This is a genomic window from Lewinella cohaerens DSM 23179 (assembly GCF_000379805.1).
In the GTDB taxonomy this organism is placed as follows: Bacteria; Bacteroidota; Bacteroidia; order Chitinophagales; family Saprospiraceae; genus Lewinella; species Lewinella cohaerens.
This window is the reverse complement of sequence record NZ_KB903546.1, coordinates 1-26999: the sequence shown is the minus strand read 5'-3', so window position 1 is coordinate 26999 and position 26999 is coordinate 1. Positions and strand designations below refer to the sequence as shown.

Sequence of the window (26999 nt, the reverse complement as noted above, 5' to 3'; positions counted from 1 at the left end):
GTGTTTTATCGCTAGGACTTGGTCGTTTTACCAAGTGTAATATCTCTACTAAGGCTTATTGTACCGCAAAGCGGACAGTCTGTTCTCCTTGCTGATCACGCCAACGTAGTAGGTAGGTACCTCTAGCTAGCGTACCAATTGCGATGTTTTCCTGGTAATGAGAAGATGTTAGCTCCAGCTGTTTTTCTTGCATTACCTGTCCTGTCATGGATAGAATTTGCCAGCTTGCATCGCCAGTACCAACCTGATCCAGTTGTAGCTGAAACTGATCATTAATCACCGGATTAGGAGCAACCTGGATAGTTCGTTCATTGATATCAATCAAGTTGGCAGATTCTGGGTTTTGTATTCCTCCGGTTTGGCAATCAGTGCCTTCGTAGATTCGTACGTTGCGGAACCAGGAATTACCATCTCGGCTACCACCGTCATGATCGGTGCTGAAAAAGAGTCGATCAGCCAAGCCTACATAGAATTCACCTACTGGGATCGTGTAAGATTGCCAATCGACTCCGGCGTAGTTGTCATAGTTAGTTATGCCCCAAGTTTGGGTACCGTGTACCTTGAAGGTATAGCCATAGGAAATACTTTCGTTGTTGTCAAAACCGATACCGTGAATTTCTCCCTGGCGAGTGGATTTGAAATCGAAAGCAATCACGGTGTTTCTGGTAACTTCATAATCCATCGCAATAGACTTCCAAGCATTGTTGGCCATGTATAGCGTTTGCCCATCATCAAGAATGGAATATTGCCCAATGTCTTGATTTACACCATAAGAGTCAATCGTATAATCATTGAAGTTGATGGATTGACAGTCTTCGCCTTGTTCTTCCTCAAAGGGTAGACAGAAACTAACGCTTTCTATACCCGGAAATTCACCTCCCTGTGCAATCAATTGCTGTGCACCATCAAGAAGGGTGTAGCTTCCGTCACCGTAGGTACAGCAAATGCCATCGTTATAAGCATCGTTGATCTGGAAAGTGTAGCATGCTGCTGGCAGACACAATGTATCGATCAATAACTGATTGGCTACTGTTTTGGGATAAGGCCCGCCTTGGGCGACTACTGCTCCCTGGGGATTTGTCAGTGTCCAAGTTGTTTCCGGGCTGTAGGTGTCCAGTTGTAGGCGTAGGAAAAGTTGCTCCTGTTCGCAACCCGTTACTGGAGGGTTGCCTCCGCCACCAGTACCGCCACCACCAGAAGTAGAGCAAGCCGACAAACAAGTAGCTGCGGCCACTCGGTTGCGGATCAAGTTACCTGGTTGAGTGCCAAAACCACGGCTCAGGTTGATGCCTACTTGTGATAAGTGACAGTAAGACATAATGGTACCGCCACCTGATGGTAAACCAGGACTGGAACATCCTCCTTCTGTATAACCAGGGCAACCATCAATAGCAGTGCTGTTGCCGTTCCATACACAAGCGTGTGTGTGCTGAGACCCAAGTAAGTGGCCCAGTTCGTGAGCTACTACCATTACTGACCAAGAATAAGTAGGCACCTGATTAAAGGTACTCCCAATCCCAGCGTAGCTCATTTTGGCAATCGTATATGGATGGCAAAGGCCATTCACAACGGCAATGCCACCACTTGCTTGATAGGATAATAATTGTGCCAAGTCGCCATTGAAGCTGGTACGTTGATTTTGAAAATCAGTAAGCATCTGACCACTACTGGTAGAGCTATATGGGCTGGGGGTATTCCATACCAATACCTCTGAGATGCTCATGTTGATCTGCTCGTTAGCGTACAAGGTTGCTACTTGATTAAAGAGTGCTTCAACGTACTGTACTGTCGCTTGAACACTTCCTTTGTCTTGATAAATATCGTAGTTGACCTCGAAATAAATCTGGACACAATCGCTTAAGTCCCGGCTGTTGTCAACCAGTTCGGCCAACTCTTCCCGTAGATATCCTTCGCCGGAATCTGGTGTAGCACAAGAAAAAGTCTGTTCTTGAAAAATTTCACGGTCCTGATAAAAAACGTAATCATTGGTTAGTGATCTATCAACGCCTNGTACAGCCGGTTGTCGGCCAAGTACCCAGTTGCCTCCAATTGTAGCACTGCTGACGAGGCCAATTACCTCGCCTTCAAGTACGCTGAACGCAACGATAGAATTGGGGTCACCCGCAACAATTCCCTGGTAATGAACAGCCGATTTGAAGGCAACCGGGGCATGGGTCGCGCTTTCAATGACTATTGGGATAGCGCGGTCTATTTTTACTAGTTGTAATATGATCTGGTCTTCTCCTTCAACGGGGAGTTCCAGGCTCAATGTCGTTGGTGCTTCATGGTGGAGAGCGGAACTACGCTCTTCATCCAGCTGTAAAATGTGAAATTTCTCTACTTCCTGAATATCACTTGTTCTGTTCTTTTCTGTAGCAAATAATGGTGTTGTTTCTTGAGTAGTAAAAACCGTTTGCAATGCTTGAACCCGGGTAGCGGGTGCAAGGTTAGAATTGTTGTTTTGGGCAAATAGATTAGCTTGTGTGACTATGATAAATAGGCACAATAGTTGCATCACTTTCATCGTGATTTGTTTGTTTTTGGGTCCAAATCAACCCCTGTCTGTACGACCTTAGTATCCCCTAAGTACTATGCTAAAAGTAGCGTACGGCCTATCCAGTACAGGACGTTGATCCTGAAAATTAGTTTACAAGAGGGTTGGTTGTAAGTGAGCCGATTGTCTGGTTTGTGTCCTGACAATCAGTTTCTTACAAAGCGTTGCTCATCCTTCCGGCGCCAGACGGATAGGCAAAGAGGTGGCCATTAATTGCAAATGCAACTTAGTGGCCGCCAGGCCAAACTTGGTGGTGTACGCGAATCAACTGAGGTATCCAACAAGCGGGATTACTTGCTGAATAAAAAAGACATGTTCAAAGGATAGGTTTGTAAAGGGTCACCTTTTAAAGAGGTGAATTTCATGGAGGGGAAATAACAGAGGCGAGCCTCGTCAGTTCTCCCGTTTTAAAGTCAAAATTATAAACGTGAAGATCAGCTAAAAATTTCCAGAAGCCTAGCTTGCAACGGCCCCGTTTATTGTACGGGGTCATAATTGCAGGAAACGGTGACAATTTGCACTACTTTTTTTTCATTTTGCCATAATAAAGGTGTTTTGAGGAAATGCCAGGGCTGCTTTTTTAGTTTGTAAGACAATAGGAATATGGTTGAAATAAGTATCCCGAACCATAGTTTTGGCCATGGTTCGGGATATTCAAAAAGCACTTTTATTTTAAGACAAGTGCCTGGCGCTTATTTTACAATAAGTAGTTTGACCGATTGTGCGATCTTCAAACTACGGCTGTTTAAGGTAAAGTAATAGGTGCCGTTTTGCAAATCTGCTAAATCAACAGGGAGTTTATTTTGTCCAGCATTGAATTGCTTACGCGCAACGTTTCTTACTAAATTACCATCTGCGTCACGCAAATCAATTTGCATGGCAGCTGCTTCTGGTAGCTCGAAGGTTAGAATTGTGGTATTGGTCGTGGGGTTAGGATACGTACTTGCGGCAATCCGTTCAAGTGTTGGAGCATCAGTAGTAGTCTGCTCTTCTTCTTTGTTAGGATCTTTAAGCAAAAAGCGAATCTTGTGTGCTAATGCAGCACGTTCTGCACGTTCTCCATCTATTTGCTTGTGATGAGGACGGGAAGGATGTTCGCGGCGCAAATCAGCAGGAATGTAGCGTTCCTTGATTGCTTTCTGCGCTGCTTTCCATTCTTCTTGTTGCGGCTTGACTTCCTCTAGTAAGTTGGTAATCTCTGTGTCGTACTCTTCTACCATTGCAACCAATGCAGCAAATTCCGAAGGATGATTCTCCTCTAGTCGGTGTAGTTTCTGGCCACGATGTGGTCGTTGGTGACCGCGTTTTGCATGGCGGTGGCCATCTCTTTCCTTTCCTTCCTGGCGTTGTGTCGCTTTATGCTCGCGATGCTGGGCCTTAGCTGCGTCTCTCGCTGTTTTCAGCGTCGCTCTTATTTCTGTGAGGCTAGCTTTGTTATCCTGGCTGAGGTCTTCTTCCAGTTTTAGGCGTTGGGCGCGCATTACTGGTGCAATTTCTGTTTTTCTATATTCCTGAATTTCCTCACGCATTGCTTTGCGATCTACGGACTCCATCAGTTCACGACGTTCGGCTTTTGCCGTGGCACGAAGCTCTTTAAGGCTAGCGAGTTGATCGGCGGTAAGGATTTCGCTGACGCGATCTTTGGTTGACTGATGAATAGTACGGGCAGCATCACGTTTGCCTTCGCGGTCGAGGTCGGTGCGTTCATGCAATGCAGCCATGGCCTCCTTGGTCTCTTGATGAAGCTTGTCTAAAGAAGCAGCTTGCTCCGAGCTTATTCCTAGTTCGGTTTTCATCTCTTCAGAGAGTTCCCTCGCAGGCATCCTGTGTCCACGTTGAGCTAACAAACTGCCTGCGGTAGTAACGGCTACCAGTAGCAATAAAATGATTCGATTCTTCATTTTTAATTATTTTTGTATTGTTCCTTGGTTTTTTGATTGATCCGGTTTTTTCTTCCGTCGCTTGGATTTTTCAGGGCCTCGCTCCAGAAAACGGCGCCACTTCTGGCTGAGTTCTTGTTGTTGTTCTGTGAGGATGGGTTCCATGGTTGTAAAAAGAGAATCCGTAAGAGAAATCCGCTCTACTTGGTGTTGTTTATTCAATTCATGGAAACGCTCACCGTATGATTTCAGCAATGGTCGCAATTCCAATTGTTGCTCTTCCGTCGCAGTAATTTTTTCTAAAAAGAGGTCGCCAAAATTTTGGCCGCGCTCTAATTGTCGAAAATGCCGAACTTTCTCTTTAACCAAATATCGGTTTGTCAGAAATCCTCCTACAAAACCTATGAGAAGAAGACCTAATACGACTAGTATGACTTTAAATTTTTGCATAGGTTTATTTTAATATTTATTCATCAAAAGCGTAAACGTCATCCAATTCCATTTGTTCCAGCCCAAGGATAGCTTCCGACTCCAGGTTTCCGCTAGAGTTGTAGATAAGGCCAAGCCCTAGTAGCAAAGCTATACACGCTGCGGCTGCCACGGAACGCCACTGTACGATAAGCGGCCTCAAAAACTGTTGTTCTTCCCGCAAGCTTTGCAAAACATTGGCGGTAAACACGGGGTTTGGAGCAGGATGCAATTGTGTTAATACATTCCTTAGCGTTTGTAGCGTGACGAGTTCTTTCCTTAGCCAATCGTTTGCTTCCATAGCTTTCGCTAAACGTAAGTTTTCTGCCTCAGAAAGCTTACGATCCAATGATTGGCGGAGCAACTCTGATAGCTCGGCGTGTTCAGGTGGACGGGATGACATAATTATTGGTTTAAAATTGGTTTCAAAATTTGTTGAAGCGCCTGTTGCGCTCTCGATAATCGCGAGGCTACGGTACCCATAGGTAAGCCGAGCATCTTTGCTGTTTCGGAAACAGAATATCCTTCTACTAATCTCAAGACGACGACTGCTCTTTGATCTTTGGGCAATTTCGTAATTGCCATTTGTAGCGTGTCTCTTAAATCTGCTCTTTCCGGAGATTGGGAGTTGTCAGCCTGTTCCGCGGCGTTATATTCCTCTAGTTTAGACCATGGTAACCAACGACGTTTTTTACGCTTAGCAATGGCGGTCAGCGACGTGTTGATAGCGATGCGCCCGAGGTAAGTACCCAGCTGGGAGTCGCCCTGAAAGTTATTCAGTGCCCGAAAAAATTTCAAGAATACCTCTTGTGCTATATCGTCCACTTCTTCTGGTCCCAACATACCTCCGATGATCCCTCGTACTGTTGCTTCATGGCGTTCCACAAGCAAACCAAACGCTCGGGTATCTCCCTTGCGAGCTTTAGCTAATAGTAAATCATCGTGCAGTGTTGCGGTCAAATCTATTGGGTTGCGGTTTCGGAACTTAGACCGGAGTAGGTATCTTTTTTTTCCTTGTGCTAATTATTATTTGGGAAAAATAGTAAATTGTCACAAGCTAACGATTCTTGCAAACCACCGCTGGATGGAAAAACCTATCGAAGATCACCTGCCTCCCTACCGGGTGAGGCCTCGCTTTCAGGTTGTCACTGAGGATGATTTTAGACAAGTTGAAGATAAGATCAGTAAAGCGCTCGATGAAGAGAGTGCACCTTGTACCGGGCGTGTCAATCCTGGATACATTACGCTTTACCTTCCTGTCGTAGAGCAGCACTATTGGTCGCCTCAACTATCCATAACGATGGATGAGACGGCAGAAGGAACATTGTTGCGTGGACTGTATGGCCCTAGACCTGCAGTGTGGACCATGTTTGTTTTTTTCTACGCACTCCTTGGTTTCGCCATTTTAGTAATTGGCATTATCGGCATGGCGAACCTTTCGTTGGAGAAGTCGGGCGCTATTCTTTGGCTGGTTCCTTTACTTGTTGTTGCTTTTTTATCTCTTTATTTGGTGGCTTTCTTTGGACAAAAGGCAGGGCATGACCAGATGGTTACGCTTCACCAGTTTTTGGAAGAGAGTACAGGCTTGAATATTGATCGAGAGCATCAGGAGGAGGCGGAGAAGATAGCGACGTAGGTGCAACCTACGCCGAACAAGTTAGCATTAGTGCGCAAGGCGTAGCCCACTAGTGTCTAAAACCTTAGAATGGCTTTAGTAAATGAAGTAAGTTAGGGTCCCCCTTACAAATAGTAACGATGATTTTCATTACTTCAAAATCAAGTTCATGGACAAATTCCATTTTAGCGATTTTGAAACTTTCTACTTGATTAAGTTTATAATACAAAAAAATCAAAGTGAAGGTAATTAAGGTCATATAAAGGACAACTTTAATCCCATTCTCGTTCCGAGACAGAAGATGTTTGAAACCAAACTCTTGTTTTAAGAATTTGAAGAAAACTTCGATGTCCCATCTATATTTATAGATTAGGAGTATCTCCTGTACCGTCAAATCCATTTCATTTGTCAGAAAAAAAAGAAGCTCATTAGAATCTTTTCTTCTAGCTTGTATGAGTCGATAGGTATGCCCAGATTTCTTTCCTTTTTTATTAAACAAGAATACTTCTTCATCTTTTTCAATCCATAAATTTTCTGTTTCTACAGGGTTGTGAATATCAATACTGGTGATATTTCTAACAAAGTCATTTTTTACTTTCTTGTTTTGTGTCCTCATTCGAGTAACAAACATCAAACCATTGTTAGAAAAATCATCTAATGTATCTCGCTTGTTTAAGCCACGATCAAAAACGGCTATTTCATTAGGTCTAAAGCTATGTTTTTCAATAACTTCTTTCAAGGCAACTTCCTCTGATACGTAGGTCTGTTCGCTAAAAAAATCAGCTGAAACGGGACTTAAGCCATCGAACCCAATGGTGAATTTTATATTGACCGGATCACCTTCTTTTTGATAAGATTTATTTACACCAAGTTCTAGTCCTTCGATTTTTTTCAGAAGGGTTCCTGCTATTGAGACTAAAGTAGAATCAAAGCGAACTATTTTATATCCTCCGACCTTTTTTACCTCAAAACGATCAAGTAGCTCTTTGTTTAATGCCTCATGAATCTGCTTGAAATAATCTACATTAATATTGGAAATTCGTGTTGCCAAAGAACTATGATCGACACGTTTACCAGCTGGCAATTGAGCAAAATTCAGAAATTTGTAATGACTGAAAATTGTTTCTAGTACCCGCCATGATAACTCTTTTTGACTTGATAATCCGTAAAGAAATAGTTTGAAAATCACTTTACCTGTCAACTTTTTAACTTGATAATCAACCCTAGTTTCTTCACCGATCTTATCTAGGAGCTCTTCTGGAACCAGATTTAATAATTCGCTCAATGCCATTTTCTTCTTCATCAAATAAAGATAATTTTTCTTTTTCTCATGTTTTAGACACTAGTGGGCGTAGCCTGAAGCTCGGGGTGCGGAGCAACCAAGGACAAGGGANAGCAGTGGTACCGAAGGTGAGAACGGATGGCCCGGTGCCGATCCCGTCCCGACTAGAAAAGTCGGGACGGGAGAAGGCATGGCCCATTATTTTGTATTTCCGGAATTTCTAGTCCGGCGGTGTTTCAGGTAGCTAAAAAGCCCCTCAATCAATATGACTGAGGGGCTTTTTGAATGGGACTAGACCATTCCCAAACCATCTGGTCGGGGAGGAAGTTCTTTGGCAGATTTTTCCAAAACGTTGACATCGATGATCTCGTCGGCATTGCCCAATAGGCGGCGACAGTCTTGGCTGAGGTCTTTGAGGTGAACTCTTTTGCCTACTTTATGGTAACGCTCTGTGAGTTTGTTCAAGGCTTCGATTGCTGACATGTCTACGACCCGGCTTTCGGCGAAGTCAATGATGATTTCTTCTGGATCATTCAGTACATCGAATTTATCGTTGAATACGGTTACGGAGCCAAAGAAAAGCGGGCCGTAAATTTCGTAATGCTTTACGCCATTTTCGTCGAGGTACTTGCGGGCACGAATACGCTTGGCGTTGTCCCAGGCAAAGACCAGCGCTGCAATGATTACCCCAATTAACACAGCTAAAGCTAAATTGTGGAGTACCGCCGTAACAAGGGTGACGAGAACCATCACAAAAATATCAGAAGGAGGCATCTTGGTGAAGGTCTTGAGGCTTGCCCACTCGAAAGTGCCGATGGCCACCATGATCATTAGGCCGGTTAAGGCAGCTAATGGAAGTTGTTCGATAAGGTTGGCACCAAACATGATGAAGATAAGGAGCATCACAGAAGCGACGATACCAGACATTCTGGCCCGAGCGCCAGCAGAAATATTGATCAAACTTTGGCCAATCATTGCACATCCACCCATGCCGGAGAAGACGCCCGATAGAATATTGGCAACCCCTTGGGCTACGGCTTCTTTATTACCACGGCCACGGGTTTCGGTGATCTCATCAATGATGTTGAGCGTAAGAAGACTTTCAATGAGTCCAACTCCGGCCACGATGGAGGCGTAAGGGAAAATGATGGCCAAGGTTTCCATATTTAAAGGAACATCTGGGATATGGAAGGGAGGGAAGCCACCCTTTATTGAGGCCATGTCTCCTACTGTTTTGGTATCGACACCGAAGACTACGACCAATCCGAAGATGGTGAGGATGGCTACCAAAGAAGAAGGAACGGCTTTGCTTAATTTGGGTAAGCCCCAAATGATCAACATGGTTAGCAATACTAAGCCAGTAAACCAATAAAGGGTAGGCCCTGTAAGCCAAGCACCGCTGGCGTCCTTGAATTGATCGAGTTGCGACATGAAGATGATGATGGCCAAACCGTTGACGAAACCAAAGATGACGGGATGGGGCACCAGGCGCATCAGCTTACCCAGTCGTAAGAAGCCTGCCGTGGCTTGGAGGATACCGGCTAAGACAACGGTCGCAAAAACATACTCTACGCCGTGGGAGTAGGCCAGGGCGGCGATTACTACAGCAACTGCTCCGGTAGCACCGGAAATCATACCTGGGCGACCACCTAAAATGGAAGTGACAAAACCCATGACGAAGGCCGCGTAAAGCCCTGTCAGCGGAGATAACCCGGCAATTAAAGCAAAAGCTACAGCCTCAGGGATCAAAGCCATTGCTACGGTAAGACCAGAGAGAAACTCCAGCTTATAATTAACATCTTGAGAGAGGTCGAACAGATTGAAATACTTTTTCATTTTGTCTTATCAATTCGTGTACCACCAATATCCATTATATGGATAACGTGGAAAAGGAAAATTAATGTGGTGGTTTTGAGGGCACAGGGACTAGATTTTGCTAGCCTCGTGAAAAGAAGGCGCAAAGGTACGCTTTTCTATGAAACAAGAAGGAATGCCGGTTTGTACTTTGTGCTGCGCTTGTGGTAGTGCTCGTTCCTCGCGTCGGTGTCCGCTAAAGCTCGCGCGTAGTGCGGCTAACGCTGATGCCGTTGGGGGCTCTCGTGGTTCCGATTTGTGTGAAGTGCAGTGGGACAGCTCGGGGAAAAATAGGAGCGATGGTTCGCTGCACCGGATGCAGGCCTCTGGCGGCGATGGGCTTTCCTTTTCCGTCCTTCGGAGACCTCCTCCACAAGAGGACAGAACACCCAAGTACTCGAAGCCACAAAATAAAATTTGACCCTAGTTTAGCACCGGCACATTGAGGATGAACCCTACTTTGAAGACATTTTCGATAGAAACATCAGGGTCTTTATTTAATATTTTGCGTAAGCGGCTAATAAAAACATCAAAGCTACGACCGAGGAAGTAATCGTCTTTGCCATAGATGCGTCTGACGGCGAGGTCTCGCTTGAGAATGCGGTTGCGATGCTGGCAGAGGAGTAATAGAATCTCGCTTTCTTTTTCTGTTAAGCGGCGGACCTCTGTGTCTAGCTTTATCTCCTGTCGGGAATAATCAAAGAGATAGCGACCAATTTCGAATTGTTGTTCTGCTGGTTGAATGGGAGCCCCTTCTTCCCGGCGGCGGAGAATTACTTTGATTTTGCACAGGAGTTCTTCTTCATCAAAAGGCTTGGTGAGGTAGTCTTCTGCGCCAAGTTGATACCCTTTGAGTTTGTCTTCTTTGAGCAAGCGTGCGGTTAAAAAGAGAAAAGGAAACTGCGGATGCTTGTTGCGAATATGTTTGGCCAGGCTAAATCCGTCCATTCCTGGCATAGTGATATCCAGTACCCCCAAGTCATAATCTTGTTTTTGTAGTTCCTGGATGGCTGACTGGGCATCTTTACGCCAGGTTACCTTCATTCCTTCTAATTCAAGAAATTCCATCAACAAAAAGCCAAGATTAAGATCGTCTTCAACCAATAATATATTATGCTGATCCATTTTGTGAGGGTGGGTTTTAAGATTTAGGGAGGTTAATTTCAAAGCGCGTACCCTGCCCTTCAATACTGGATACATTGATTTGCCCCTGGTGTAAGTCGACAATACGCTTGACGTAGGCGAGGCCCAAGCCAAAGCCTTTGCAATTGTTACGAGATGTTTGCTGGCGGTAAAACGGGGTGAATATTTGTTCTTGCTGCTGTGGTGATAATCCGGGGCCATTGTCGCTGACGGAAAACTGTATACGATCGCCGGATTCCTCTAGGTCTATACGTATTTCAGCATCTTCTCCGGCATATTTAAGGGCATTATCCAGCATGTTTCGCAGCGCGTTTTGCAGATGCAGGGAGTCGGCCTGTATGATAGGGAAGTCAGAAGGAGGNGAAAAGTGGATGTTTGCGTTTTGTTTGGTCACCTGCAAGTCCATAGCTGTAATTGTTGATTGGAATATTTTCGCCAAGTCGCAGGTTTTTTTTCTGAGCTGGTAGTCGTTTTTTTCTAGCCTTGCGAGATAGAGCACCTGTTCTACCTGCTGCATGAGTTGAGTGGCTTCACTTTGAATAATGTTCAAGTGAGGTTTGCCGGATGGTACCAATTCCTTGCGCTGTAATAAACTACTGGCTAGTTTGATATTGGTAAGCGGTGTTCGAAACTCATGGGCCATGTGGTTGAAAAACTCCCGATTTAAGTTGCTCATTTTTTGTTCGCGTAGTAGCCTATAAGTGGCGTAGAAAAACAAAGCGCAAATCAGTAGGAGGATACCAAATGACGCTCCGGTCATCATTCCCATTTTGTTGAGCATGTATTTTTTGCGCCCTGCAAATTCCAGATTAAGGAAATGACTATCGGTCTGGGTGATAGGGTCGAGGTCACAGGAATAGGGGGCTAGTTCATCGCTGAGTTCCTGTAGCGAATCGGGTAATTTGGCGCAAACCTTGGCTTCGTAAGGTAGGTTGATGTTAAAGCCGGCAAGGGTAGAAGACAGTGTTTGAGCAAAGAGATCGGTTTTGATCAGTTCATCCAATTCTTGTTCGGATTCCATTGCTGTAGGCAGACACACTTCGCCGAAAGGTTCTTGAGCGCCTTCTTGTTGCGCCATTGTTTGCACCGTGCTGCACAATGCTGTATTGACGTTGGTTTGGAACTGCTCTTCGATCAATTGTTGGGATTGGCGTAGCCATGCCACTTGAATGGCAATGAGCACAGCCATGGCTATGACAGAAGCCAAAACAAGGTAAGTACTAGTGGCGTATCGCATAATTTGATCAGTAGGAACAGCACAAAGAAAAGCTTTTATGCTGGACTCTGGTCAGCGTTTAACAGCTTTTTAACAGCTGCCTAACAGCTAAAAAACAGCAACTTGGGTGCTGTTTCTCTAAATTTGCTTACGAATATTGCGCAAAAAACAATTTGAACCGTCTTTGTGGTTTTCCAAATAGCTGACACGCTTAAATAGAAACGCTTAACCAGCTTTTTGAAAAACGACGGCTAAACTTGTTTTTGTGCTGTTTTAAGAAAACCGGTAGCTCAGCGGAACTGAGTGGAAAACAAAATTAAAGTTATGCTACGTTTACTTCTTCTCTGCGCGTTTGTTACTGCTGGTCTTGGCTTATCTGCACAAGAAACGGCCGCTAAACCTGCTTGCAACCCAGCCCAGTGTGTTTCGAAAACAGCTGCGAATACGAGTTGTCAGGCAAAAACTACTTCTGTTGCAGCTACCAGTGAAACTGCGCCTGAACGGGCTAGTGCAGTTGCTGTTGCTGCTGAAAAGGAGGCTGCACCAGTAGCACAAACAACGCTTCTCAAGTTAACCAGCTTCGCACCAAAATCTACCAGCTGCCAGCCAGCGGATTGTAAGAAAACCTGCAACCCAAGCCAGTGTACTCCTCCTCAGGGACTAAAGACTGCTGCTGCTCCAGTTACTAAATCGACAGCAGTTGCTGTGAAGCAAGAGTAAGAGCAGCTTTTAAGCTAATGCTTTGAGACATTTTGCTAATACGAACTGCGGTAATCCTTATAATGGAGTGCCGCAGTTTTTTTATTTTCGTGCTGTTTCTAGCTCAAGGTAAAGCTGCTCCACCTTGTCTCTGGCCCACTGGGTTTTTCTCAGAAATTTGAGGCTAGACTTAATGGAAGGGTTACTTTTGAAACAGTTGATGTCAATTTTCATGGCTAGTCGTTCCCAGCCATAGTGGGCTACTAATGACTCTAAAATATTCACCAGTTTTACCCCATGCAGAGGGTTGTTGGGTTGTTCTTTTTTAGGATTGTTGTTGCGGTCCATTAGAGGGGGAATTTTAAAGGGTGGTTTATTATTATCGTGAGTGCACATCTTTTCTTGTGTGGGTAAGGGGGATCTGTTTTTGGATTGCCTCAGTTTGTGTTTTATTTAAAAAATCAATTCCTACCGAAAACGAGGCACCGAAAATGTAGATCCACGGAAAACTTTTTTTTAATCCAATCACCATCAATTCTCTTTTCATAATAGTCTTGACTGAAGCCTGATAGTTTCCATTCGAGTAAAGGAGAATTTTCATCTATCCAAGATTTTGATAATATCAGATTACTTTCAGTTAGAATTAGTTCTAACTCATCAATTGGTTCATCCGATTGTTCGATCCTTAAGTTTTTGTTGCCGTCATGATTAATAGATATAAAAGCCTGATAATTTTGGTTGCTTAAGTGTCCCATTACTCCTATCCCAATTCCTGCCTGAAACCCTAAACTAGATACAAGAGCTATGGAATCTTTATAGCGTAGGCAGTCACACCAATATACATTGTCAAATAATTCCTGATTAATTTCTTTACCATCTTTAAGGGCTATTTCTGTGATTTTTAGTACACCTAGTTGAGGAAGTATTTTATCAATTTCTTCCTTCTCAAAAATATTTAGTACGCTTTGATAGCCTTGCTCATAGTCATATTTGAAAATACTATCTATTTCTCCTTCGATATTATCATAGCCTATGTTTTTTTGAGCAAAAACTGATAAAGGAATAAGAAATGTGAGTATTGTTATGAGTTTCATTGTTAATATAGATTAGGTTTTATCAAACTATCTCCCTTCTTTCATAAACCATCCCCACATGAGGAATCCCATCCTCCAGATAGACCTCGCCTACGGGGCTAAACCCTACGGAACCATAATAGCCCTGCAAGTGAGCTTGTGCGGATAATTTGATGGGCACATCTCCCCAAATGGCTTTGGTTTGCTCAATGGCAGTTATCATCAGAGGGCGCCCTAGTTTTTTGCCACGGGCAAAGGGGGCGGTAATCACTCGGCCAATAGCGGCGTAATCCTGGTAGCTACTTCCTACGGGGAGCAGACGGACATAGGTGGCTAAAGCACCGTTTTCTGTGAGGCCTAATAAATGGTAGGCTTGCTGGTCATTGCCATCTGCGTCGAGATAGGGGCAATGTTGTTCCACAACAAAAACCTCTTGGCGTAATGCGAGTAGTGTGTACAGCTGGTCTTTACTCAGGTCATCGTAAGAAAGGCACAAATAGTTAATCTTCATGGTCGGTGGTTGTCTTACTACTGTAGCGTATTGGATTCAAAAGTACGAAAGCTTCTCCCTTTATTGTTTTACCAATTTGGCTTGATANTATTGCTTGTTTCCAATATGTTGCAAGTTTAGCATATAGCTTCCTTGTGGTAGTTTCTTTATGTCAAGTAAGGTTCCTACAGGATAGGTGGATTGGGTTACGAGCTTTCCTGTGGCGTCTAAAATACGCAGCCTGTAACTTCCTTCTGGTAAATCAATGCTTATGCTGTTTTGAGCAGGGTTGGGGAATACTTCTACGGCTAGAGCAGCAGCAGGAGTGCTGGTACTATTTATCGGCCCTTGCGCATCCACGAAATGGGCTAATAAGCGTATATAAGCAGCCTGGTAAGAAATAGAAGGCTCGGTGATCTCCCAAGAGTTTAGCGGATAACCATCGTTGAATTCCAGGTAACTTTTTAGAGCAGGTTGGTTAGCGGGAGGGGATAAAGTCGTTACCGAAAAACCGGGGTTTGGCCCACCAGTGACGTACCCTGGCGCAGGGCCTTTGGCAGAGGTGAGTGCATTGTCGTATTCGGTTTGGTTGTAGAACCAAGTGTGGTAGATTTCATTGACACAACGGTCGCTTCCCAGGTCATACATGTTCGACAACATGACCATGCCCAATGGATTTAGGCCATGAAAATAATGAAGATGTTCGGTTCCTTTCCTGGTCAAGCTTTGCGGGTCGTCGCCTAAATTTTGCAATGCCAAGCTAAGGTTAAGCGCAGCATAGTAGGATTTTGGCCGATTGCTCCCCCAGTGGTACGACCAAGCAGGCATGAAGCTCCGGTACAAATCATTCTCTTGCCAACCAAAAAAGTCATTCCAGTTATTGTTTACTGCATTCTCTACGGAACCGCGAATATTTTGCTGGATAACAGCATCGGCATTGCTTAGGTTTAGGTAGTATAAATAAGCATCTTGTTGGAATAAAACATCTCCTCCCCAATAGCCATTCGAAAGAGGGGCGATCGTTTGGTAATGGTCTTGAAAGAATTGCTGATAGGTATTGTCGTTTGTGAACGCATACAGGTATACTGCTGCGGTAAGTAGTGACCTCAATTGTCCATCGGGATTGTTGTCAGCGTCGCCGGCAACAATGCTGCCATCGTCACAGTTGGTTTCTAAGGTTCCCGCATTAAAACGAGGAAGAACATAGTTGAATGCTTGTATCGCATGACTTTGGAGTTGGTTGGCATAAGCTTCATCAATGTCGCTAAATACCAAAGCCGCGTGCGCAAACATACTGGCTACGGCTGCGGAAGCGGCGGTGCAAGTAGGGCCATAAAATCGCTGATCTGTATTTGCACTGGGTGGGGAGCTTGTGTTGTCGCTATAGTTAGAACTACCCATTTTGATGTGGGTGCTGCCGTCTGTATTGACCATTTTTTGCAACCAATCCAGTTCCCATTTAGTCTCGTCCAGGATATCGGGGCGATTGTTGCCGCTTTCCGGGATATTCCAGTCATCGCCAAAGGCTTGAGGGTTTTCTTCAAAGGCGGTCAATAAGTCATGGATAGGCCCTTCCGCAAAAGTGACATACTTGTTGTAGTCGCCAGCGTCAAACCAGCCTCCTGACAGTTCCTTTTCCAGCGAAGCATTTCCGGCATCATAGATGTAACGACAATTGGCATCCTGCAATGGGTTCATGAAATTCATGCCATCCGCCCAATTAGGTTCTGCGTAAGGCGTGGATTTAGGCGCATTGCAACGGTTGTAGTAAAACATCCGACCAGCAGCATGCAATACTTCCCGGTAAGGGTTTTGGACAACTTCAAATGTGGCCGATCGTTCATCGTTGGTTGCATCGTAGAGATAGTAGTTGCCTTCAGTGGTGAGGTCAGAAAAATCTACCCACCAGCCTCGGTCACCGGAGGTGACATCTAGCTCGCCGTTGTTGAAACTGGTTGGGCTTGCCATCATTACGATCTCATCGTTCAGTGCGTTTCGGACCTCCAGTGCATTGGCTGGTATGTAAATATCCGCAGCATTGAAGCCGATCTGGGGGTCGCTCAACACGGCTACTTTTTCTGCATCTGGCCAATAGCCGAATTGATCGACATGGATAAATGTGCTGGTTTGGGCAGGAAGAAAAATGATACGGAGGAGTAAATAGCTAAGTAGTAGGATGCGAGGCATGATGAGAGTGTTTTGAACAGCGGCTAAGTTACCAACTTGCAACAGAACAGTAAGTTTGATTTTAGCTGGGATTTTGCCAAAAAAACCAGCTAAAAAACCTATTTTACCTGCCTAAAACACCAAACCATATGACATCTAAGTATTCTCCTCTTTTTCAGATTGATATCCAACACTCCTATTTTTCTAGCGGCATTTGTCCGGATTTTCAAATTCAACCCTCTCCTGTTTCTCAACGACTGATGAGTACCTATGGTATAAGGTTGCAACCCACTCCTAAGGGGATCAAGGTATATCAAGGATTTGAAGACATAGAAGGAAGCGAGGCAGTTAGTAAAGTTGATACCCCGATAGTGCTGACCTTTTTTCTAAAGAGCAGCGATCCGTTGTTCTATAATTACACTCAATTAGACCTTATTACTGGAAAAAAGGCAAAGCCATTTTTTAGCAATACACTGCCTTCAGACGTTGATGGCATCATTCCTGTTTCTATCACAAACAAAGCCATTTTTACGTCATTGCACCAAACTATAAATTTTTCACCACCCAAAGAGGCCTCTTCCATTACGGCCAAGCTTTACACCATTACTGGTGAAAATTTTCATAAAGAAGTGCTGGACTCGGAAGTAGCAGAAACGGGGACCTTTCAATTAAACATCCCACAAGATCGAGCCGATGAGGGTGAGTTCTTGCTTAATCTTGAAACAGAAGATGGCCAAATACAGGAACAAAGCCTTTATCTACTCTCTGAGCAGACTTCTTCAGCAGCGGTATGTGTAGTACAAATAGTCATTAATCCGTCGGTTGCACAAGCGCTACTTAATGGTCAAGGTCCTATTTATCAACTTGATTTTTCTCCTCGCGAAACAATTTGGCGGTACTATTTTACTAGCCAGGATAATTCTGCCGATAATTTAAAGTTATTGAAAAACGGAGAGGTCTTAACGGACGTTGCAGGTTCGACAAAAGCACAACTACCAAATGGCCAAGAGGCGCAAGTCATGAGCTTGCAATCACCAAAGGCGCTGAGAGAACGGGAGCAGGATAAGTTTGAATTGGAATTTACAAGTAGTCACAGTCAGGGCCGTGCAATAAAAATACAACTCCCTGCCCCCTCGCCAGACAGGCTCGTTCCGGAGAAAGACGAAAATGGAGAGCAAGTGATTTTTTCTGACATATATGTATACCTATAATATCCCAAATGGAATGGACAAAGTTTATAAAACACCCGGTGTCTACATCCAAGAGCAGGGTGCCTTCCCTAATTCGGTGGTGCCTGTTGCTACGGCTGTTCCTGCTTTTGTGGGTTACACCCAAAAGGCGGTCTACAACAAAAAGGATGTAGTGCTTAAGCCCACGAAAATAACTTCTTTTGGAGAATTTTCAGATTACTTTGGTGATGCGCCCAAGACTACTTATTCGATAGAGAATATTCGGCGGCAAGATCCGAATAGGGTCTATGAAATACAGCTCAAAAGCAACCGCTACCTGCTTTTTTCTAGTATGAAGTTGTTCTTCGCCAATGGCGGATCAAGTTGCTACATTGTTTCCGTGGGCGATTATGCTGATCCTGTTAGCCAAAGCCGCCTGGCGGAGGGAATACAAACCCTTGAAAAGGAAAAAGAGCCTACGATGTTGGTTGTTCCTGATGCGGTACTTTTGGAAAAACGGGAATGCTACGCCGTACAGCAAACCATGTTGGCGCATTGTGGTTTGCTCCGCAGCAGGGTAGCCATTCTTGATATCTTTGAGGGCTTCAAAGAGAATACCCCCGGCGACGATGTCATTGTAGACTTTCGGACAGGTATTGGTAGCAATGACCTGCAATGGGGCGCGGCTTATTACCCTTGGGCAGAGACTACCATTGTGGCTGCCAATGAAGTTGATTTTACGAATATTGACAATGGATCGTTGGTTGCATTTGTCGACCTACTCAAAGAAGACATTGCATTGCAGGTTAAAGATGGCCTGCTAAATCAAGCCCGCGCAGACCGGATCATTGCCGTCATTGAGCANATTAGGTCAACTAAGGCCGTTTCTTCAGAAAACACAGGTAAAGAGGACCGCAGTAAATCACTTTCAAAAGAAGAAATTCACCAAAGCTTGCTTACGGCACACCCCCTTTACAAAGCCATTTTGCAAAGTATACGAGAGCATCTCAATCTCCTTCCTCCCAGTGGAGGCATGGCGGGAATTTACGCGATGGTCGATAATACGAGAGGGGTATGGAAGGCTCCAGCAAACGTCTCTTTGGGCGCCGTCGTAAAACCTGCGGTAAATATAAACAACCAAGAACAGGAAGACCTCAATATTCCGCTCGATGGCAAAGCAGTGAATGCTATCCGTACTTTTCCAGGCAAGGGAGTGCTCGTTTGGGGAGCACGCACGCTGGATGGCAACAGTATGGATTGGCGTTACATCAGCGTACGGCGTACAGCCATTTTCATTGAGCAATCCATAAAATACGGTATTGAGCCCTTTGTTTTTGAACCTAACGATGCGAATACCTGGACTAACCTGAAAGCAATGATCACTAACTTTCTTACCAGTATTTGGCAGCAAGGTGCCCTAGCAGGAGCCACGCCCGAGGATGCTTTCTTTGTGAATGTCGGTTTAGGTTCCACGATGACGCCCGCAGATATTTTGGATGGATGGCTTAAGATAAGCATAGGTATAGCCGTCGTAAGGCCCGCCGAGTTTATCGTCATTACCTTACAGCAGAAAATGCAAACTTCATAAAAGCAACTTGTCATGGACGAACTCGATGATTAATTTGCCTTGGTTGAAGAAGCGTGTAGAGGTGGGTTGGAGGACTTCTTTAGGTTAAAGTAACCTCTTTCTACAACGGATACTCAAAGGGTGATAAGCGCTGTTGAAACGGGATAGAGTACGGATTTAACGGATCTGACGGATTTACACGAATTCTAAAGCCGTGAAAATTAACTTCGCTGCTCCTTCGGAGGCTGTTTAATCCGTTTAATCTGTGTTCTAGTATTGTTCTTAGAAGTTTTTACTTATCAATCATCAATCTCCATAGTCGTTTATTGACCTTCTTTTTACCTCTGGATATAATCAGTTGACGAAGCTTAGGTTCGTGCGATCTTAATCTTTCATTGTTAATGTCAAACTCAGCATTATCATTCATACCTACTTTTATGACTTTTGAATTCACGTAATATATTGTGTGAATATCTCCATCAATAGGGTCATAAATCATCTCATTTTGATAACCCGACACTAAAGGGAAATGAGTAATTACTACTGTATCTCCACGTAAAATAGGAAGTTTTTCATGTTCAAATATCTCTAAATCAATTTCTAAAAATTCAAAGATATGATCTGGAAAAAGCTTTGTCATTAGCTTTTTATCCCTGACCATCTCGCTATTGAGAACTCTTCCTGGCATTAAGGAGTCTTGCATGTAAATCTTGCTATTAACCAGGGAGTCAAGTAGAAGTAAATAACTTGCTTCTGAATACGTTCCAGTTGAGTTAAGAATATGCCAATCAATTATACTTTGATCGTATATTTCCTGAAGGCTGTTTTCAACGATAATCTCCGGATAGTTTAGTTGTTCCTGACAACTAAGTAATTGAGCAATGAGTAGTGTTAAGACGATTGTTTTAAGTAAGCCTTTGGGGTTTATCATTTTATAAATGCTTTTCTATTACAACCAGCAATAAAAAAAACGCTGCGTCTCTGCGTGCTCTGCGCTTTGCGCGATGCACCTAGTTTTGGACATCTCTCCTAAAACGAATAGCCAAAGCCCATTCGTATTTTCAAGAATTCCCGATTTTCGATAATGTTATTCACTTCGTGGAACGACCACTGTGCGTTTGCGTCAAGCAAAATATGCCAGTTTTTACCAAGGTAGTAGTCAAATCCTAGCATCAGCCAAGCGTCTTCGAGTAAGAGTTGTTTGCCAAGTAAATCATCCTGACTCAGTGAGTAGTAATCGTTGCTACTGTTTTCATATTCATAATTCAGGAGCGATTGGGTAGGCCGGATGGCCATGAGGCCTACTCCTAGATAAGGGCTCAGTCGTTTTTTTACCAACATTCGATATTTGATGCCTAGCGGGATTTGCCAATAGCGAAAATCCCCTTGTAGTTTTTCCAGTTCATCTCCTGGAGTATTGGGAGGAAGAAGAGGGAATTCACTGAAATCGACGTCGTCATCGTGTTTGAGGTCGAAGGTATTAGCCAGGTATTCTCCTCCGAGTACAATACTAAAATGTCGGTTATAACTAAGTTCTGCTAAAAGTGCTCCAGAGAAATTAGACTGTTTTTCTACCTCGGGCAGCCCAGTTGTTGCAAAGGAGCCTGCACTAAATCCAACCTTTATTGCTGAAGGCAATACGGACGCAAGTCGCCCAGGTAAAGTTTTTTTACGTTGCTCAATGGTTGGAACCACAATGGTGGGCAGCTTTTGTTCTTCTGAATAATTCAGGAAAAAGAAACGAAAAGGCAAAGGTGTGGTGGGCGTGTAGTCTCGTATGATATTGGTCGGTTGTCCTACCACCAAGTCCCCCGGATTAGTTGTGTTTCTTTCTTCGTTTGTGTTGCTTTGTGCAGACCATCTTGGCCAAGGGCTTAACGTTACAGGTATTGGCTCTTTGGGAAACCATCTGTTTGGGGCAGTACTATTTTGTGATGATCTTCCGGTCCAAAGGCTAGGGAATGAAGGATTAGTGCCTAAAAGTAAGGAGGAGGAAGGTTGTCTATATTTAGATATTGAATCATCACCGGTAACATGTGTCTCATAAACGGTACGATAAATCGTATCATACTCCACAATAACCATTCGGCGCACGATGGTATCCATGATGGTCATCTGCTCATGGGGTGTTCTTTGCTGCAAATAGGTCAACTCAGCACCTTGCTGCTGATAAGCACCCCACAACCAAAACAGTAGTAGCAATGGGATTGCTGCCGCTAATAGCGGAAGCCACCAAAAAGGAAACCCTGATCTTGGCTGGCCTTTATCCAGTTGGTCGAGTCGCCCTTCTAAATTTTGCCAGACGCGTTCCTCAAAGGGATAGTCCGGCGGGGAATTCAGGCTCTCCCGAATCTTATCCTCAAACTTATCGTCCATCTCGGTAGCGTTTTGCCAAAGGCGTTTGGTTTATTTTATTTTGTAAAATCTTTCTCGCTTTCGCGTAATTCGACTTGGAGGTTCCCACGCTGATGTTGAGTTGCTCGGCAATTTCGTGATGCTTAAATCCTTCCAGCACATAAAGGTTAAATACCAGCCGGTAACGGGGTGGTAATTGCTGCACATGTGCCAATACGTCTTCGTAAAGTAGCTTGTTCCAGCCTTCGTTGTTTTCCCCGTCTGTAATGTCTACGTGTTCAGCGACAGGGTAGACGTCTAGTTTTTTGTACTTACGGTGGTAATCAATAGCCGTATTGACTACAATTTTCCGCAACCAGGTTTTAAATGCATAAGCATCATCGTACTGGTTGAGTTTGGTGAAAATCTTCAGGAAGCTTTCATTGAGAATTTCCTCGGCCTCCGCGCGGTTTTCGCCATAACGTAAAGCAATACTAATGGCATAGCCATAGAAAAGCCGGTACAGCTTTTTCTGGCCAGAACGATTGCCTTGCCGGCAAGCATCAAGCAGTAGTTGTAAATGACGCTTATTGTCCTCCAAACAGATGGTTTTTAACCCGTACGTGAGTTTTTTGAAAATGGTTGCCTGAGACTGCACAAACAGCAAACGTCACACTATTTCAGCAACTGCTTCTTCAACCAATCTCGCTCCAAAATATCCGTGACGGGAGGGAGATTTTTAGCCAGTTCCTTTTTTCTTTCTTGTTCAAAATCAGGAATCTTAGCCATCTGGCGAACTGTAGTAATAAATGCTTTTACCTGCGCTTTTAGGCTCGGTTTTGCCAGCGATTGCCGGTAAATATAAACGCGATAAGCTTCCAGGAAATGGAGGAGTTGTTCAATTTCCTCATTCTCCCAATATATTTTCACCAACAAGTTTTTAGCGGCAATCGCCAGTAAAAGGTCACTTAATTCCAACTGATTAAGTAATAGCTGAGCAGTTTCATAATCTCCTTCATAATACTTGGTGTGGGCCAGGTTGTAGTGATAAATGTTTTCTTGTGCTGCCGTAGGTAGGTAGGCTCGGTATTTTTCAAGAAAATCAGAAGCCCACGATATACGCCCTGTTCTTAAACCCACCGTGACGAGGTTGCTATAGCGCCAAGGTGGCAAAAATCCATGCTCTAACAGCATCCCCTTTTCAATGAGGTGCGTATTCAGATCGAGATAAAACTCATAATACAAAGGATCATTCTGTAGCCTTATTTGTTGGGTGCAGTGGTTGAGTAAATATGTGTAGAAATTTTTCAAAAGCGCGGGTGGAGTGGCCGATTCATGCGCTTTGAGCAATGCGCGTGCTTCGCGAAAATAAGCCTCTTCGGTAGCAAATGCTACCATTTTTAATATAGCTGAATAAAGTTTAATAATTACCGCTCTTTGGTAGGGGAGTTGCTCCGACCAGGTTTTTACATCTTCCGCAAGTCGCCGTTCGTAGGGGATGTCGAGTACCAGTCCGGCGCTAGTCATTTCCAGTAAGTAGGGCAGTTTTTTGGCGAGATAAGCATGGTCTAGGGCATCGGCAGCAGCCTGTAATTCCGGATAATGAATTCGCTCGTAATTCGTGATTGCCCGAAATTCGCTTTCCTTTAGTTCGCTCAGATATTGCCAGTAATCGGCATCCTGATAGGGGACATTATCCAGGTGTTTTTTTATTCGTCGTGCGGTAGCTAGGTAGTGTTTGTCGAGTTTTTCTTGCTGATAATACTGTAGTAAAATAAGCTCCCGCCGTGGAGTATCATTGAGCACCTGATCAATAACAATGCACTGCTCCAACGCTCGTAAAAGATCACTACTGCGGTAAGCAAGGTTTTTTATGCTGATCCCCAGGGATTTAGCAACGATTCCTTTTTTTAGTTGATCTCCTTTAAATCGGGGCGCAAGAGGGCTTAGATATAGGAATAGTGCTAGGATTTCGGTATTTTTATTAACCAGCATTCCTGGCAGGCGTTCCGAAAAACGCTGCAGTTGTGCCTTGGTGAGCACGCGAAATAACGCCACCAACTTGCTTTGCTCCATAATGGGCCGATTATTAATCAACCCTACAAAAATGCAATTTAATCTCCTATTTTGCCTGATTATCCTCAGCAGTACCCTACTGCCCGCTCAAGTTATCTTCCCAGGTGATCTTAATAACGACGGTACCGCCAACTTTCTTGACCTCTTGCCGCTGGGGGTCGCTTACGGACAAACAGGCCCAATGCGGTTTGAGGCTACACTAAACTGGCAGCCGCAGGAAGCAGAACCTTGGGCCCTCAATTTACCGGTGAGCGGTGTCAATCTGGTCTCCGTCGACGCCGATGGAAATGGAGTTATTGATTCGCTCGACCTGGACGCCATTGCCTTTAATTACGATAGCATCCAGGTACTGTCGTTACCTCCACCACAGCCATATCTGCTTACGGATACCTTCCCGGTAGAGGAACGCCCTACCCTGGAGCTACGCTTCAACCGCACCGAAGTAGCAGCAGGAGATACCGTAGAGGTCACGATTTTTCTCAATATCCCAGACCCGACCGTTTTTCCACCCACGAATCCCCCTACGGCTATAGCTTGCCGAATATCTTTCGATCCCACCATGATCAATGAAGCAAGTACCCGCTTCCTCGCGGCAGAAGATTCCGAAGACTTGATGTTCATCGGAGCCGGCACAAATAATGTCGATTTTGGACGCTCCCCGCTCTCCGGGCAGCTAGAGTTTGCCGCCGCAGGCCGTGGGCAAGGTGCCCTGGCAATGAGCCGACCAGTAGGTAAGTTCATCATCGTCATCGAAGACATGATCTTGCTGGAAGGGAGCCCCGGCATTGATATTGATAACGCACTGCTTATCAATCTATTCGAACAAGTAATCGACGTACAAGTGGAAACCGACACCCTCTTGGTTGTGGAAACCCAAACACCAATACCTACTTCCGCCGCACTAGAAGCGTTTCCCAACCCTTGCCAAAAAAGCGTAGAGATTTGTGGTCTCAATAGCCAAACCCAAACGCTAGAAATGTTTGATAGCCAGGGCCGATTGCTACGGACTTTTCAGCAAGTAGGCCAAGATTGTCAACAGATAAGTATGGAGAATTTTCCCGCAGGCACTTACTTCTTACGGACACAATCGTTGAGGAATTACGAGACATTGAAGCTTATTAAACAAGTGAAATAAAGGTTTTTTACAAAAAAAATCGAGGCGACACTTCGCAAGAAGCGCCACCTCGATTAAGGATAAAATCTTTTACCGCCCAAAGTTCAGCCCCACTCCCACAGCAACACCATAGCTGCCATTGTCACCTGTTTGGCCCCATTGCCCTTGCAGGTTGAGGAATAGTTGGCCCGGCGACTGCCAGCGCAAGGCCGCTTCCAGTGTATAAGAAAATGCCGTCCTGGTATCCTCTCCAAGCTGCCAGTTCACATCGGCTATTGTGGCCGTTACGGTTTCATGTTGTTGCGCTATTCCTGCCCAGGCCCCCAGCAGCGGTTGCCATACCCCATTGCCGAATCGGTAGTTGCCACCAGTGCGTAGGCCCATCGCGTTTTGCCGGAGGGTATAGTTGCCCTGAATGGTTACCGGGCTAGGGTCGGTACTCCCGAAATCCAGGGTCGTTACCGGAAATTGGGCCTCGGCCATTGCATTGCTGTAAGTGAATTGAATACCCATTTCGCAATGAGCCCAAAACTCCCTCGTCAGCGTGATCCCTCCTTGCTTGCCAGCCCGCGTGGTCGTTTCCGTGAAAACGGGAGCAGTAGAATAGGTGCCCAACCAAAATTCTCCTCCCAAGCTTTCAGCAAGTAGCTCATAAATACCAGGCTGCTCGTAGATGTTTTTCAGCAATCCTTCCATCTGGTCTGTTTCAAAAGTGGCAGCACCCGGGTTAACCAGGCAACCTCCAAAGAAAGTGCCTCGGTAATCAATCGTGCGGTGCTCCTCCTTCCGGTCCTCCCACGGCAGAGCGTTTTCGTCCTCTGGGTTTTTATCTTCCTCCTCCTTAGGCTGTTTTTTCTCTTCTTGTGGTGGCTTTGGCACGATGTGAGCCTTGTCTTCAAGTTCCTTTATTTTGGCCTTGATGGCTTTCTTAACTTTTTTCCAAAACTCTTTGTTCCACTTCTCCTTAATACGGCGTTCACGCTCCTCTTTATCACCCTCTGGCTTTTCTTTCGCAAGGGCCTTCCAAGGATAGCGGCGCTGTAAATCAATTAATCGTTGCAGGTAATCCTCCTCAGATTCTTCTTCTTTCTCAGATTCACCAACTTTACGTTCAAGCTCTTTTAATAAGCGGAGGTAGTACTTGGGGCAATCCTCCTCTTCTGTTTTGTGGTTGTTTTTCTCCAGAATACGAACAAATTCTTCGTCAACAGCAGCTTTCACGAGGTCTTCTCTTTTCTCTTGATAAGCTTCCTCCTGTTTCTTATAAAAGAGTTCATATTCTTTTAAATCAAGGCTTTCATTGGATTCGTCATTCTCCAAGGCTCTCCGACAGGTTTTCTTGAACTTCTCAATTTCTTCCTGTAGCTGTTCCGTGAGTGCCAGCATCTCGGCATATTCCTCCCGCAGCTTATCCAGGCGGTTTTCTTTACCACGGCGCTCGTCCTTTACATTTGTACCATGCCTTTTGCTACAGCGATATTCGTCTAGCCAGCTTTGTCGCTGTTCAATATCCTCTTCCATTTTTGCCAGCGGGCTTTTTTCTTCACCTGCGGCCACTGTGTTTTGCTCATTGATCTTCTTGATGAGGTCATCAACGACCTTTTTCTGCTCCTCGCAAGGGTCTTTTTTCAGGTAAGTAAAGCTACTCGCTAAATCAGTGGGTTTGCTTTCCAGGCTTGGAAGCATCAGCACGGTAAGGCTTAATATCAGCCAAAATATTTTTAAGTTTTTCATCGTAGTGGTGTTTTAGTTTAAAAAACAATCACTACAATATTACTGGCCTCTCCTTTTGTTTGCGCGTTCAATTTTTTCTGATTTTCGAGCGAGATAAGCTTGGGTAGAATACCGTTTTAGTTGTATTGCGGGTTGTAAGTGTTTGATTGTCAGGGTGTATGTTGTGTACGTGAAAGGGGGCGTTTCGTGGAGTTTAAAGTTTTTTGGGCCATGCCGGCAGTGGCCTTGCTCCGCAAATGCCCCTGCGGCACCAGGCTGTCCAGTCGCTACCGCTCCTTATCATCCTCGTATGTTTGTGACATGATCATTCCTTTTTTAGGTTTAGCGGCCTAAAACAGTGATCTTACTTCTAGCTTGATGTAGTTCGTACCATCCTAAAGCGGTATTCGAGAGGATATCAGCTACTGACGAAGGTTGAACACTCAGGCTAGAAGGCTTTTCGAGTCACGATAGCACTTAACTCGGTAGCTTCTATGCTATCAGAGACGATAAGCTTACGAGGAAAGACGACGGAAGTTCTTCGCTACTTTCACTAATTAATTTGATGGGTTATGAGCATGATTAA

General features: G+C 44.6%; 23 protein-coding genes. 5 read left to right on the top strand and 18 right to left on the bottom strand.

The features are described from left to right. Positions 1-55: 55 nt before the first annotated feature. From A3EU_RS32870 to A3EU_RS0114815, 5 genes are all read right to left on the bottom strand, one after another. The gene (locus A3EU_RS32870; protein WP_425412691.1) at positions 56-2515 is read right to left on the bottom strand and encodes a M12 family metallo-peptidase; all 2460 of its coding nucleotides are present in this window, start codon (positions 2513-2515) and stop codon (positions 56-58) included. Positions 2516-3246: 731 nt separating this feature from the next. After that, positions 3247-4455, bottom strand: a complete 1209-nt coding sequence (locus tag A3EU_RS0114830; RefSeq protein WP_020536968.1) for a T9SS type A sorting domain-containing protein — start codon at positions 4453-4455, stop codon at positions 3247-3249. Between the two features lie 6 nt (positions 4456-4461). Beyond that, on the bottom strand, positions 4462-4884 hold the full coding sequence (locus A3EU_RS0114825) for a hypothetical protein (protein ID WP_020536967.1): 423 nt from the start codon (positions 4882-4884) through the stop codon (positions 4462-4464). Positions 4885-4900: 16 nt separating this feature from the next. Beyond that, positions 4901-5305: a hypothetical protein gene (locus A3EU_RS0114820; RefSeq protein WP_020536966.1), complete on the bottom strand. Its 405-nt coding sequence runs from the start codon at positions 5303-5305 to the stop codon at positions 4901-4903. Positions 5306-5307: 2 nt separating this feature from the next. Further along, the gene (locus A3EU_RS0114815) at positions 5308-5862 is read right to left on the bottom strand and encodes an RNA polymerase sigma factor (RefSeq protein ID WP_020536965.1); all 555 of its coding nucleotides are present in this window, start codon (positions 5860-5862) and stop codon (positions 5308-5310) included. A 124-nt stretch (positions 5863-5986) separates the two neighbouring features. On the opposite strand from A3EU_RS0114815, the gene A3EU_RS0114810 reads away from it, so the two are divergent. Next, positions 5987-6538 carry a hypothetical protein gene (locus A3EU_RS0114810; RefSeq protein ID WP_020536964.1) on the top strand — a complete coding sequence of 184 codons (552 nt, stop codon included), beginning with the start codon at positions 5987-5989 and terminating at the stop codon, positions 6536-6538. A 64-nt stretch (positions 6539-6602) separates the two neighbouring features. Here A3EU_RS0114810 and A3EU_RS0114805 read toward each other — a convergent pair whose 3' ends face one another. The 4 genes from A3EU_RS0114805 to A3EU_RS35535 form a co-directional block, all read right to left on the bottom strand. Next, positions 6603-7820 carry an IS4 family transposase gene (locus A3EU_RS0114805; protein WP_020536963.1) on the bottom strand — a complete coding sequence of 406 codons (1218 nt, stop codon included), beginning with the start codon at positions 7818-7820 and terminating at the stop codon, positions 6603-6605. A gap of 270 nt (positions 7821-8090) precedes the next feature. Further along, on the bottom strand, positions 8091-9635 hold the full coding sequence (locus A3EU_RS0114800) for a SulP family inorganic anion transporter (RefSeq protein WP_020536962.1): 1545 nt from the start codon (positions 9633-9635) through the stop codon (positions 8091-8093). A 441-nt stretch (positions 9636-10076) separates the two neighbouring features. Then, positions 10077-10778, bottom strand: a complete 702-nt coding sequence (locus A3EU_RS0114795; RefSeq protein ID WP_020536961.1) for a response regulator transcription factor — start codon at positions 10776-10778, stop codon at positions 10077-10079. Between the two features lie 16 nt (positions 10779-10794). After that, positions 10795-11472, bottom strand: a complete 678-nt coding sequence (locus A3EU_RS35535) for a sensor histidine kinase (RefSeq protein WP_425412690.1) — start codon at positions 11470-11472, stop codon at positions 10795-10797. Between the two features lie 864 nt (positions 11473-12336). Here A3EU_RS35535 and A3EU_RS0114785 point away from each other — a divergent pair. Then, positions 12337-12732, top strand: a complete 396-nt coding sequence (locus A3EU_RS0114785; protein ID WP_020536959.1) for a hypothetical protein — start codon at positions 12337-12339, stop codon at positions 12730-12732. Positions 12733-12813: 81 nt separating this feature from the next. Here the strand turns inward: A3EU_RS0114785 and A3EU_RS0114780 are convergent, their stop codons facing one another. The 4 genes from A3EU_RS0114780 to A3EU_RS30555 form a co-directional block, all read right to left on the bottom strand. Further along, on the bottom strand, positions 12814-13059 hold the full coding sequence (locus tag A3EU_RS0114780; RefSeq protein ID WP_020536958.1) for a VF530 family protein: 246 nt from the start codon (positions 13057-13059) through the stop codon (positions 12814-12816). A 113-nt stretch (positions 13060-13172) separates the two neighbouring features. After that, positions 13173-13805 (bottom strand): hypothetical protein, encoded by a 633-nt coding sequence (locus A3EU_RS0114775; RefSeq protein ID WP_020536957.1) that lies wholly within the window; start codon positions 13803-13805, stop codon positions 13173-13175. 22 nt (positions 13806-13827) lie between these two features. Beyond that, positions 13828-14295, bottom strand: coding sequence for a GNAT family N-acetyltransferase (locus A3EU_RS0114770; RefSeq protein ID WP_020536956.1), 468 nt, complete (start codon positions 14293-14295; stop codon positions 13828-13830). A gap of 60 nt (positions 14296-14355) precedes the next feature. Beyond that, a complete protein-coding gene (locus tag A3EU_RS30555) occupies positions 14356-16461 on the bottom strand; it encodes a glycoside hydrolase family 9 protein (RefSeq protein ID WP_020536955.1) in 2106 nt (701 codons plus the stop codon). Between the two features lie 128 nt (positions 16462-16589). Between A3EU_RS30555 and A3EU_RS0114760 the strand changes: the two genes are divergently transcribed. Then, positions 16590-17651 carry a hypothetical protein gene (locus A3EU_RS0114760; RefSeq protein ID WP_020536954.1) on the top strand — a complete coding sequence of 354 codons (1062 nt, stop codon included), beginning with the start codon at positions 16590-16592 and terminating at the stop codon, positions 17649-17651. Further along, a complete protein-coding gene (locus A3EU_RS0114755; protein ID WP_020536953.1) occupies positions 17638-19197 on the top strand; it encodes a phage tail sheath family protein in 1560 nt (519 codons plus the stop codon). The genes A3EU_RS0114760 and A3EU_RS0114755 overlap by 14 nt, the downstream gene beginning before the upstream one ends. 271 nt (positions 19198-19468) lie before the next feature. On the opposite strand, the gene A3EU_RS0114750 is transcribed toward A3EU_RS0114755, so the two are convergent. The 4 genes from A3EU_RS0114750 to A3EU_RS0114735 all read right to left on the bottom strand — a co-directional run bounded on the left by A3EU_RS0114750 (position 19469) and on the right by A3EU_RS0114735 (position 23586). Then, complete coding sequence (locus A3EU_RS0114750) at positions 19469-20107, bottom strand: hypothetical protein (protein ID WP_020536952.1); 639 nt, start codon at positions 20105-20107, stop codon at positions 19469-19471. A 98-nt stretch (positions 20108-20205) separates the two neighbouring features. Next, entirely contained in the window at positions 20206-21552 is a 1347-nt protein-coding gene (locus A3EU_RS0114745) for a porin family protein (RefSeq protein WP_020536951.1), read from the bottom strand. Then, a complete protein-coding gene (locus A3EU_RS0114740) occupies positions 21542-22111 on the bottom strand; it encodes an RNA polymerase sigma factor (protein WP_156825777.1) in 570 nt (189 codons plus the stop codon). Before A3EU_RS0114740 ends, A3EU_RS0114745 begins: the two co-directional genes overlap by 11 nt. Positions 22112-22185: 74 nt before the next feature. Continuing rightward, entirely contained in the window at positions 22186-23586 is a 1401-nt protein-coding gene (locus tag A3EU_RS0114735; protein ID WP_020536949.1) for a hypothetical protein, read from the bottom strand. 31 nt (positions 23587-23617) lie between these two features. On the opposite strand from A3EU_RS0114735, the gene A3EU_RS0114730 reads away from it, so the two are divergent. Further along, a complete protein-coding gene (locus A3EU_RS0114730) occupies positions 23618-24721 on the top strand; it encodes a T9SS type A sorting domain-containing protein (RefSeq protein WP_169433356.1) in 1104 nt (367 codons plus the stop codon). A 69-nt stretch (positions 24722-24790) separates the two neighbouring features. Here A3EU_RS0114730 and A3EU_RS0114725 read toward each other — a convergent pair whose 3' ends face one another. Next, positions 24791-26434, bottom strand: coding sequence for a hypothetical protein (locus A3EU_RS0114725; protein WP_020536947.1), 1644 nt, complete (start codon positions 26432-26434; stop codon positions 24791-24793). Between the last annotated feature and the right edge of the window lie 565 nt (positions 26435-26999).

Coding starts and splice junctions, on each gene's coding strand:
- A3EU_RS0114760 (WP_020536954.1), top strand. CDS start 16,590: ATGACATCTAAGTATTCTCCTCTTTTTCAGATTGATATCCAACACTCC.
- A3EU_RS0114810 (WP_020536964.1), top strand. CDS start 5,987: ATGGAAAAACCTATCGAAGATCACCTGCCTCCCTACCGGGTGAGGCCT.
- A3EU_RS0114805 (WP_020536963.1), bottom strand. CDS start 7,820: ATGAAGAAGAAAATGGCATTGAGCGAATTATTAAATCTGGTTCCAGAA.
- A3EU_RS0114825 (WP_020536967.1), bottom strand. CDS start 4,884: ATGCAAAAATTTAAAGTCATACTAGTCGTATTAGGTCTTCTTCTCATA.
- A3EU_RS0114830 (WP_020536968.1), bottom strand. CDS start 4,455: ATGAAGAATCGAATCATTTTATTGCTACTGGTAGCCGTTACTACCGCA.
- A3EU_RS0114735 (WP_020536949.1), bottom strand. CDS start 23,586: ATGGAGCAAAGCAAGTTGGTGGCGTTATTTCGCGTGCTCACCAAGGCA.
- A3EU_RS0114795 (WP_020536961.1), bottom strand. CDS start 10,778: ATGGATCAGCATAATATATTATTGGTTGAAGACGATCTTAATCTTGGC.
- A3EU_RS0114750 (WP_020536952.1), bottom strand. CDS start 20,107: ATGATAAACCCCAAAGGCTTACTTAAAACAATCGTCTTAACACTACTC.
- A3EU_RS0114800 (WP_020536962.1), bottom strand. CDS start 9,635: ATGAAAAAGTATTTCAATCTGTTCGACCTCTCTCAAGATGTTAATTAT.
- A3EU_RS0114780 (WP_020536958.1), bottom strand. CDS start 13,059: ATGGACCGCAACAACAATCCTAAAAAAGAACAACCCAACAACCCTCTG.
- A3EU_RS0114770 (WP_020536956.1), bottom strand. CDS start 14,295: ATGAAGATTAACTATTTGTGCCTTTCTTACGATGACCTGAGTAAAGAC.
- A3EU_RS0114775 (WP_020536957.1), bottom strand. CDS start 13,805: ATGAAACTCATAACAATACTCACATTTCTTATTCCTTTATCAGTTTTT.
- A3EU_RS0114730 (WP_169433356.1), top strand. CDS start 23,618: ATGCAATTTAATCTCCTATTTTGCCTGATTATCCTCAGCAGTACCCTA.
- A3EU_RS0114785 (WP_020536959.1), top strand. CDS start 12,337: ATGCTACGTTTACTTCTTCTCTGCGCGTTTGTTACTGCTGGTCTTGGC.
- A3EU_RS0114745 (WP_020536951.1), bottom strand. CDS start 21,552: ATGGACGATAAGTTTGAGGATAAGATTCGGGAGAGCCTGAATTCCCCG.
- A3EU_RS0114725 (WP_020536947.1), bottom strand. CDS start 26,434: ATGAAAAACTTAAAAATATTTTGGCTGATATTAAGCCTTACCGTGCTG.
- A3EU_RS0114820 (WP_020536966.1), bottom strand. CDS start 5,305: ATGTCATCCCGTCCACCTGAACACGCCGAGCTATCAGAGTTGCTCCGC.